The following is a 9,287-nucleotide window of genomic DNA, read 5'->3' as shown; positions in this document are numbered from 1 at the left end:
TCCCGAGAGTGGCCAGGTCCGTGGGTGCGGTGTGGGACCAGTCCCGAGAGTGGCCAGGTCCGTGGGTGCGGTGTGGGACCAGTCCCGAGAGTGGCCAGGTCCGTGGGTGCGGTGTGGGACCAGTCCCGAGAGTGGCCGGGTTGGCGTGGTGAACGTGGGGCCGCCCTCCTGGTCTTGATGGTGGCGGCTTCGGGTCGGGCGTCAAGGGCGCTCGGTCGTTCCTCCCTCGCGTCGCCGTTGGCGATTTCGCTTCGCTTCACCCTTGACTCCCGCCCCTCCACCGCCGGGAAATGCTCTTGGGAGGGCGGCCGGGGGAAGGGTCGGCGCAGGGGGTCCGTCCGGTGCCGTTCGTTTCGGGCGGCTGCGGGCCGTGGGTGGGGCGCGGCAGTTGAATGGGGCGGTGACGGGCGAGCTCAGCGACCGCAGGCATGTTCCGGGCTGGGTTCAGGACCGCTGGTCACTGTGCGGTGGGTGGTGCACGGGGGTTGAGTGGGGTGGCCCGGGCCGGCTCGGTGGGTGACGCTGGCCGGGGAGTTGGGGTTCAGGCCCGCCGGTCACTGTTCGGTGGTGGGGGAAGTGGGTGCGTGGGGGCGTCGCCCGGCAATCCAGTGGGGCAAAAGGGGCATAGCGACCCCCTTCCTGAGTTCTTGTACGCGGATTCCGGTCTCACCGGAATCCGCGTACACGACCTGATCCATACATGGGACATTGAGGGAGATGTCGGGCATTGGGTGCGCTCCCGGGAGTGCCCGCGCCCCTACCATCCGCAGCCGCCCACCGCCTAGCCCGGCCGACCCTCTCCTCACCCCACACAGTGACCAGCGGTCCTGAACCCCAACCCACAGACGGTCGACAGCCGCTAAGCGCAGCCGTCACCGCCCCATTCAACTGCCGCGCACCCACCCACGGCCCGCAGCCGCCCGAAACGAACGGCACCGCACGGGCCCCACGCGCCGACCCTCCCCCCGGCCGCCCTCCCAAGAGCATTTCCCGGCGGTGGAGGGGCGGGAGTCAAGGGTGAAGCGCAGCGAAATCGCCAACGGCGACGCGAGGGAGGAACGACCGAGCGCCCTTGACACCCGACCCGAAGCCGCCACCATCAAGACCAGGAGGGCGGCCCCACGTTCACCACGCCAACCCGGCCAAACCCGAGACCGGCCCCGCGTCACACCCACGGACCCGGCCCACCCGGGACCGGCCCCGCGTCGCACACCGGACCCGGCCCACCCCGGAGCGCTGAGCGCCTCGCCCCGACCTGCCGAATCTCACTGGCACGCGTCAGCTCCTCGGGAAGGACACCTCGACCCGCCGGTTCTTCTTGCGGCCTTCCTCCGTGGTGTTGCTCGCGATCGGGTAGTCCTCGCCGTAGCCGCGGATCTCGTACGAGACCCCCTCGGCGCTCAACTGCTGCGACAGCAGACTGTGCACCGCATCCGCACGCTTCTTGGACAGTGCGTCACCGCTCTCGGTGGACCCCAGGTCGTCCGTGAACCCGAAGACACGTACCTTCTTGGCGTCCTGCGCCTTGATTTCCGTGGCGATCGCCGAGATGCGCGACTGGGCGGCGCTGGAGAGCTTCGCGCTGTTCTTGCCGAACAGGACCTCGGCCTGGAGCGCGAACTTGATGTCAGAGTTGGTCTCCTCGCGACGCTCCTCCCCGGAGATGTCCTCGACGACCGACTTGATGTCGATGACCTTCGGCTCGGCGAGGGTGGCCCCCTCCGGCAGCTTGAGGTCGGAGTCGCCGGCATCGACCTTCAGGGGGGCCGCGGCGACGGGCGCGGGGTACGGGCCGTCGTCACCGAGCGCGTCACTGGCCCCGACCAGGGAGAACGAGAGGGCCCCGGCGACGACGGTCGCGGCGGCGCGCAGACGGGGGGTGATCGTGGCGCTCATCAGGACAGCTCGATCGAAGCGCTGGGGAAGCCTGGGAACTGGAGGGCGACCGTGGTGGTGCTGACCGGAGGAGCGGGGAACTGGGCGAAGTAGGACAGCGTCCCGCCGGCCTGGATGAAGCTCCCGTAGGCGTAGGTGGTGAGCGGCCGGTTGTCGGTGTCGCGCAGCACGTAGTACCGCTTCTTGCCCTTGGAATCCACGAGTGTCATTCCCGCGAATGAGCGGCCGGTGGAAGCGACGGACTGTTCGAGGCCATTCCACTGGACGGGAACGGTGAATCCCTCGGATCCGGTGTTCTTGATCTGTCCTTCCACCGTGAGGAAGCCGCCCTCGTCCCGCCGCGCCGAGAACACGGAAAGTTCCAGGCCCGCATCGCCCTTGACAACGGCGATCGGCTCACTCGGGGTACTGGCCGCGGGGCCTGCAGCGGTGCCCTTGTCGTCGCCGTCCTTCTTGGCTGACGAAGTCGCGGCACCGTTGCCCTTCGTCCCTCCGTCACCCCCGCCACAGGCGGACAAGGAGAAGATCAGGGCAGCCGACAGCACGGCTGCTGCCCTGGCCCGGCGCATGGTCCTCATGTGCCGCATGCTCATTGATTCCGTTCCTTTGCGTTCATGGGAGGTCAGTCCTCGGCCAGTCGCACGGTGAAGAGGTCAGCCATGGCGGGTAGAAGATCCAGGCGATCGGGATCGATGTCCCACTTCTGACGGTCGCAGACGATGGTGCCGGGTGACGGCTCCTCGTCCTCGCCTTCCTCGTTTTCCTCCCCGTCCTCGGGCGGTTCCCCGGTCTCGGGCGGCGCAGCGGTCTCGTCGGGCGCAGGGTCGAAACTGCAACGCGGTTCGACCACGGCTGTGGCCCTGGCCTGCGCGTGCTGACTCCCCGTGCCGTCGATGATGCTGTTCCCCATCGACTTGCGGGAGGTGGACAGGACGGTGAAGCCCCAACGGCCGTCGGCCAGTTCCCGGCATTGCGCCGTCGCATCGTTGAGAGCAGCGAAGCGTTCCGCCTGCCCGCAACTGTTGGGCGGGTAGGGCACATCGCCGACGACCAGGCCTTCGAGGTCGTCGAGGAAGTCCGCCACGTCCAGTTGGTCCCTGGAGCCCTGCGCGGCCGCCAATGCTGCAGCATCGGCTGCGGTCTGGGTGCCGTTGCGGGTGATGTCGGCTTGCCCGAAGGCGAGGTACACGAGCGCAAGAAAGAGCAGACCGACGACCGCTGTCATATACAGCGGTGTGGCCTGCCCCTTGTCCTTCTGCATGGTGTGGATCAGGGGCCGCCGCCCCCACCACCACCACCGCCGTTCAGGACGGAATTGATCTTCTCCGTGAACTTGTTCGCGATGTCGTTGCCCATCTTCGTCTGCAGGAGCAGCACAACGATGGCCACCACCAGAATCGTGATTCCCACGTATTCGATGGAGCCCTGCCCCCTGTCCCGGCGGCTCCTGACGCCGTCGAGGACCGAGTCCCTCCAGGCCGACGCCTGGGCCTTGACCATGGTCACGGCCTTGAGGCCGATATCCGTCATGGCGTTCCCCTCCGGGTTCGTAGGCGATTCCGGCTTGTTCCTGGCCGGACCCGCCGGCGCCATCGGCACCGTACGTCCATGACGTACCCCTCGTCATGGGCCCTTGGGCCCAACTCCCGTACCTGTCCGCGGTGCGGGCCCTCATGCGCCTACGCATGACGGCCCGTCCTCATCCGTGCCACCGTGTTCCAGATGGCGATCGCCTCGCCGCGGCTGCTCGCGTGCAGCTTGGCGAAGATGCGGTTGATGTGGTTCTTGACTGTCTTCTGGCTGATGAAACAGGACGCGGCGATCTGCTGGTTGGTCATGCCGGACGCAATCAGCTCCATCACCTCGACCTCCCGCCGACTCAGCTCGCTGATCACTCGGTGCAGTCCCCCGGCTACCGAGGGGCTACTGGACGAATGTGCCACACCCGCTTGCACAAGCGAAGACAGTTCGGCGAATTCCCGCCCCTCCGGCCCCGGCGTCAGCCGTGGCCCGGTCGGCCCGGCCGCCAGCGCGGTGGAGGCGGAGTGCGTGAAGTGGACCCTGCCGTATTTCATGTCCCGGACAGCGGTGATCAGTTGGTCGACCGTGAACTCGCCGTGCACGAGATAGCCGCCCGCACCCAGGCGCAGCGCCTCCTGGACGGTCTCGCGTTCGCGGCTGTACGTCATCATCAGCACCGGCGCCAGCCGTACCAGGTGCGGCAGGGCTGCCATACCGTCGACGCCCGGCATCCGGACGTCCAGCAGGACGACGTCCGGGCGGTGACGGACCGCGGCGTCGTAGGCCTGGCGGCCGTCGAGCGCCTCCGCGACGACGTCGATGTCGTCGCGGCCCTGGAGCAGGGCGGTGAGCCCTGCGCGGACGACCGGATTGTCGTCGACGACGACAACTCTCAGGCGTGGGACGGGTAACACGGGACCCGGCATGGCTGCAGCCTCCTCTCGAAGTGCCGGAAGTTTCGGCGGGGGTGGTGTACGTCAGGTGAACATCGGGACGCGGTGCTCGGCCCGCGGAACCTGCACGGACGGCACGGACGGCACGGAGTGCGGAGCCGGGCGTGGAGGTGACCCTGGCGGCACGAACGGAACAGGGGAGCCGGACGATATGGACGCCACGGACGCCACGGACGCCACCGACGCCACCGACGCCACCGACGCCACCGACGCCACCGACGCCACGGGCAACGGGGACAGGGAGGGGAACGGCGACATGGACGGGAACGGCAACGGCACCGGCTGTCCAGGGACCCCGCGTCCCATGTCCAGCACCACGACCGGAAGTTCCAGCAGCACTTCGGTACCCTTCGCCGCCCTCCCCCTGCCGATCCGGATGCGGGCCCCTATCGACGCCGCCCGCTCGACCATGCCCACCACACCGAAGTGGCCCGCCCGCCGCAGGCCGTCGAGCGTCGTCCCCGCGGGAAGGCCCTGCCCGTCGTCGTACACGCTGATCCGCAGGACGTCGCCGACCACACCCGCCGACACGTCCAGGCGGCCCGGGCGGGCGTGGCGGTGGGCGTTGTCCATCGCCTCGGTCGCGATGGTCAGCACATGGCGGGCGACCGCGGCCGGTGCGGACGGTACGGAGGAATCGCCGATTCGGCGGAATTCGGCTCGTACCCGGTGCCGTTGTGCGAAGTCGTCGACTCGGGCGGACAGTTCGGCCAGGAGGTCCACTCCGCCGTCCAGGCCGGACTCCCGGCGAAGGTCGGAGAGCAGCTCCCGGGATTCGGTCGCGGCGCGCCGTGCGGAGCGGGCCACCAGTTCCGCCTGGTGCTTGACGGCCAGCGGGTCCATGCGGTCCGCCGTGCTCGCCAGACCGTCGGCGGCAAGCGCCAGCCCGTACAGGGTCTTGGCCACCGAGTCGTGCATCTCGCGGGCGAGCCGGGCCCGTTCCTCCTCCACCGCCTCGCCCACGGCCAGGCGCGCGCGGGTCTCGGTCAGGGCCTGGGATGCGGCACCGAAGCCGAGCAGCAGGCTGCGCAGTGCGCTGCCGGCTCCGCCGGCCAGCACGCACAGGCCCACCATGAGCAGTGCTGAGGCGTCCGCCTCGATCTCCCGGTCGACGGCATAGGCGGCGGCGAGCAGCAGCGACTGCAGAGGGGCGAAGATCGTGGCGCCCCGCCATCCGTACACCAGGCCGGCGAGCAGCGGCGTGCACAGGGTGACGTAGGTGAGCGTGGAGCCGGGTGATGCGGAGAACAGCAGCAGCGCCCCGAACAGCATGTCGACGGCGAGCAGCGAGGGGTGTCTGAGCAGTACGGGTCCGAAGCGCTCCCAGTCGCGCAGCAGCACGTAGGACGCCATCACCATGACGAGCACGGCCGCGCCGACCAGCCAGCCCGCGGGGCCCGGTGAGACGCCCGAGATCGCGAACGGGGTGGCGAGCGCGATCATGGCGAGGCGGAAGCCGAACAGCTGACGGCACAGGGCCTGGAGCGCGTTGACCTGGATCGGCAGCGACGGCAGCGACGTGACGGACATCGACGGCGGAGAAGGCGGGGAGGACACGGGCGACAGCGACGGCACGGGCTCATCCTCCGAAGATGTCGTTGAAGTTGACGTTGGAGGCGTAGTAGAACCCGGCGACGATGAGGATCATCGTGCCGGGCAGCATGAAGCTGGTGACGATGAGCGTGGCCTTGGGAACCGCCTTGGCCGCCTTGCGGCGGGCGTTCTGCGCGTCGGTCCTGCGCATGTCGTTGGCGATCTGGATGAGGGTGTCGACGATCGGGGCGCCGAGTTCCTCGCCCTGCTGCAGTGCCGAGACGAACATGGACACCTGGTCGGACTCGTTGCGCCTGCGCAGCTGCTCGAAGGCCTCACGCCGACCCATGCCCATGTCCATCTGCCGCAGGGTGATGCGCAGTTCGTCCGCCCACGGCCCTTCGTACTTCTCGGCCACCCGTTCCAGCGCCTGGCGGAACCCGAGACCTGCGGAGACGACGACGGCCAGGACGTCGAGGAAGTCGGGCAGGGTGCGCTCGATGTCGTCCTTGCGCCTGCTGACGGCGGCTCGCAGCAGCACGTCCGTCCAGAACAGGCCGTACAGGAGGAAGAGCGCGGCGAAGACGAGGTGCCCGTTCATCAGCATGCCCAGGGCGACGAGGGTGCCGAGTACGCCGTAGACGGCGCGGCGGGCCGCGTAGCGGTCGACGGTGAGACCGCCGGGGTTGCCGGCCTTGTCCAGCTTGCGGCGTATCGCGTCCACGCGTTTGGGGCCCATGAGCCTGAGCACCTGCGGCGCGTAGCGCATGCCGAGGCGGTCGATGGCCGAGCCGGTGACGGTGGTGCGGCTGCTGCCGACCTCGAGGGCCACAGCGAGGTCGCCGGGGAGTTTGGCGTCGGCGCGGTACATCCGGATGCCGTGGAAGGCTCCGTAGACGGCGAGCCCGAGCACGGCGGCGAGCAGAAGTCCCATCGTGTGTGTTCCCTCCCTTCGGATACGGGGCGTTCGGATACGGGATTCGGATACGGTCGATCAGGCGCGGGGCGGATACGGACGCGGGTCAGATACGGACGCGGGTGAGTCTGTTGATCAGGACGAAGCCGAGTGCGTACAGTCCGGCGGCGATCACCACGGCGATACGGCCACCGAGCGCGCTGGTCATGTCGTCGAGCGCACCGTCCCGCATCCCGTTGATGAGCAGCAGGAAGCCCATGCCGAGCACCGGGACGGCCACCGCCGTCACCTTGACCTGGGAGAGCAGCGTGGTGACCTCGCGCCGGGTCTCCTTGCGCTCCTCCAGGGTCTCGGTGAGGTTGCGCAGCGACGAGACGATGGTGCCGCCGGCCCGGTTGGACAGGATGAGCGTGGACACCAGCACGGTCAGTTCACGCGACGGGAGCCGTCCGACGAGGTCGTCCAGTGCTTCGTCGAGGGAGCGGCCGAGGGCCAGCTGGTCGGCCACCCGGCGCAGTTCCTCACGGGCCGGGTCGTCCAGTTCCTCCACGGCCATTCCGATGGCGGTCCGCAGGGCGAGCCCGGCCTGGGTCGCGTTGGCGAGTACGCGGGTGAGCTCGGGCAGCTGGTTGATGAAGGCCTCGGTGCGCTTCATACGCTGCCAGTCGAGAAACCCGCCCGCACCCCAGAGCCCGATGACGGCGGCGATCAGGCCGAAGAAGGGTGCGAAGACGGAGGCCATGACGACGTAAAGCACCACCAGGGCGGCGATGACGTAGACGACGTACTCGCCCGGGGTCGTCTCGAGGCCGGTCGCCGAGAGGCTCCGCTCGATCCGCTTGCCGAGGCGGGTCCTGCGCAGTCGCCGGTCGACGCCGCTGAAGCGGCGGCGGCGCCCGCTCTCGATGGCGAGCGGCCCGGTCCGGGACATGCGTTCCACCAGGGCCTGCCGCTGTGCCCGGCCCGCGGCGTAGGTGACCGCGCCGAGTACGGCGAGCACACAGCCGATCAGGGTGACGCCGAGTGTCAGGAGCGGGAGGTTGACCATGGGGTGCGGCCTTCTGGGTCGGCGGACGGGAACGGGCCGGCGAGCGGCCTGTGGTCAGGCGGTCGAGGTGCGCGAGGCAAGCTGCTCCTCCGACAGGGCGACGCCGAAGGCGGACGGGATCGCCTCGCCTGCCATGTACAGCCGGTCGGCGACCCGGCGCGGCAGCGGGAAGTAGGCGAACCGGCCGTGGACGCGGCCGTCCGCGGTCATCGGCATGGCCTCGAAGCGGCAGACGGTGACGAAGCGGTAGTCCTCGCGGCCGTACGAGTCGACCACCGCGATCTCGGTGATCTTGCGGGCGCCGTCGGCGTGCCGGGTGAGCTGGACGACGATGTCGACCGCGCTGTTGATCTGGTCGTGGATGGCCACGAAGGGCAGCTCGACCTCCGACATGGAACTCAGGGTCTGCAGCCGCATCAGCGCGTCCTCGGCGCTGTTGGCGTGGACGGTGGCGAGCGAGCCGTCGTGGCCGGTCGACATCGCCTGGAGCATGTCGAGTGTCTCGCCGCCTCGGACCTCACCGACGATGATGCGGTCGGGACGCATACGCAGGGAGTTGCGTACCAGGTCGCGGATGGTGATCCGGCCCTTGCCCTCGACGTTGGCCGGCCGGCTCTCCAGGGTGATCACATGCGACTGCTGGAGCTGGAGTTCGGCGGAGTCCTCGATGGTGACGATGCGTTCGCCGTCAGGGATGAGCCCGGACAGCGCATTGAGCAGGGTGGTCTTCCCGGTGCCGGTGGCCCCGGAGACGATCACGTTGAACTTGGCGCGCACCAGGCCCGCGAGCAGCATCAGAATGTGCTCGTCGAGCGAGCCGAGGCCGATCATCTCCTGGAGGGTGAAGGCCCGGGGGAAACGCCGGATGGTGAGGATCGGTCCGGTCAGTGACAGCGGCGGGATGATGACGTTGACACGCTCTCCGCTGGGGAGGCGGGCGTCGACCATCGGGTTCGCCTCGTCGACGCGGCGGTTGACGGTGGAGACGATGCGCTCGATGGTCTGCATCAGCTGTTCCTCGGAGGAGAAACGCATCGGGAGCTGTTCGAGGCGGCCGCTGCGCTCGACGAAGACCTGATCCGGTCCGTTGACCATGATTTCGCTGATGGAGGCGTCTTCGAGGAGCGGTTCGAGGATGCCGAGCCCCAGTGCCTCGTCGACGACCCGGCGGATGAGCTGGGTGCGCTCCACGGTGGACAGGACGGGGCCCTCGCGACTGATGATGTGTCCGAGGACCCGCTCGAGGCGGGCCCTGCGGTCGGCCGCGGAGAGGACGGACATCTCGGCGAGGTCGATCTCCTCGAGGAGTTTGGTGCGGTAGGCGCCGACGAGCCGGCTCTCCTCGCTGTGCCCGCCCGTGGGCTCGGGGCCGTCGATGCGTCTGATGCGCGCCTGCAGGCTCATGGTTCAACTCCCTCGT

9 protein-coding genes are annotated in these 9,287 nt (G+C 69.1%); all 9 read right to left on the bottom strand.

All coding sequences use genetic code 11. The annotated features are described in order from the left end of the window. Window positions 1–1,278: 1,278 nt before the first annotated feature. The gene (locus ACFYWI_RS20840) at window positions 1,279–1,896 is read right to left on the bottom strand and encodes an OmpA family protein (protein ID WP_389234355.1); all 618 of its coding nucleotides are present in this window, start codon (window positions 1,894–1,896) and stop codon (window positions 1,279–1,281) included. Further along, window positions 1,896–2,489, bottom strand: a complete 594-nt coding sequence (locus ACFYWI_RS20835; RefSeq protein WP_389234352.1) for a hypothetical protein — start codon at window positions 2,487–2,489, stop codon at window positions 1,896–1,898. Before ACFYWI_RS20835 ends, ACFYWI_RS20840 begins: the two co-directional genes overlap by 1 nt. A 29-nt stretch (window positions 2,490–2,518) precedes the next feature. Then, the gene (locus tag ACFYWI_RS20830; protein WP_389234349.1) at window positions 2,519–3,157 is read right to left on the bottom strand and encodes a pilus assembly protein TadG-related protein; all 639 of its coding nucleotides are present in this window, start codon (window positions 3,155–3,157) and stop codon (window positions 2,519–2,521) included. 8 nt (window positions 3,158–3,165) lie between these two features. Then, window positions 3,166–3,426 (bottom strand): hypothetical protein, encoded by a 261-nt coding sequence (locus tag ACFYWI_RS20825; RefSeq protein ID WP_389234346.1) that lies wholly within the window; start codon window positions 3,424–3,426, stop codon window positions 3,166–3,168. A 149-nt stretch (window positions 3,427–3,575) separates the two neighbouring features. Further along, the gene (locus tag ACFYWI_RS20820; protein WP_389234343.1) at window positions 3,576–4,343 is read right to left on the bottom strand and encodes a response regulator; all 768 of its coding nucleotides are present in this window, start codon (window positions 4,341–4,343) and stop codon (window positions 3,576–3,578) included. Between the two features lie 51 nt (window positions 4,344–4,394). Further along, window positions 4,395–5,900 (bottom strand): sensor histidine kinase, encoded by a 1,506-nt coding sequence (locus ACFYWI_RS20815; RefSeq protein ID WP_389234838.1) that lies wholly within the window; start codon window positions 5,898–5,900, stop codon window positions 4,395–4,397. Between the two features lie 49 nt (window positions 5,901–5,949). Further along, entirely contained in the window at window positions 5,950–6,837 is an 888-nt protein-coding gene (locus ACFYWI_RS20810) for a DUF5936 domain-containing protein (protein ID WP_389234340.1), read from the bottom strand. A gap of 88 nt (window positions 6,838–6,925) precedes the next feature. Then, entirely contained in the window at window positions 6,926–7,867 is a 942-nt protein-coding gene (locus tag ACFYWI_RS20805) for a type II secretion system F family protein (RefSeq protein WP_389234337.1), read from the bottom strand. A gap of 54 nt (window positions 7,868–7,921) precedes the next feature. Continuing rightward, entirely contained in the window at window positions 7,922–9,271 is a 1,350-nt protein-coding gene (locus ACFYWI_RS20800) for a CpaF family protein (protein WP_389234334.1), read from the bottom strand. Between the last annotated feature and the right edge of the window lie 16 nt (window positions 9,272–9,287).

This window comes from Streptomyces sp. NPDC002889, assembly GCF_042888425.1.
Classification (GTDB): Bacteria; Actinomycetota; Actinomycetes; order Streptomycetales; family Streptomycetaceae; genus Streptomyces.
This window is presented reverse-complemented; position numbering and strand designations above follow the sequence as displayed.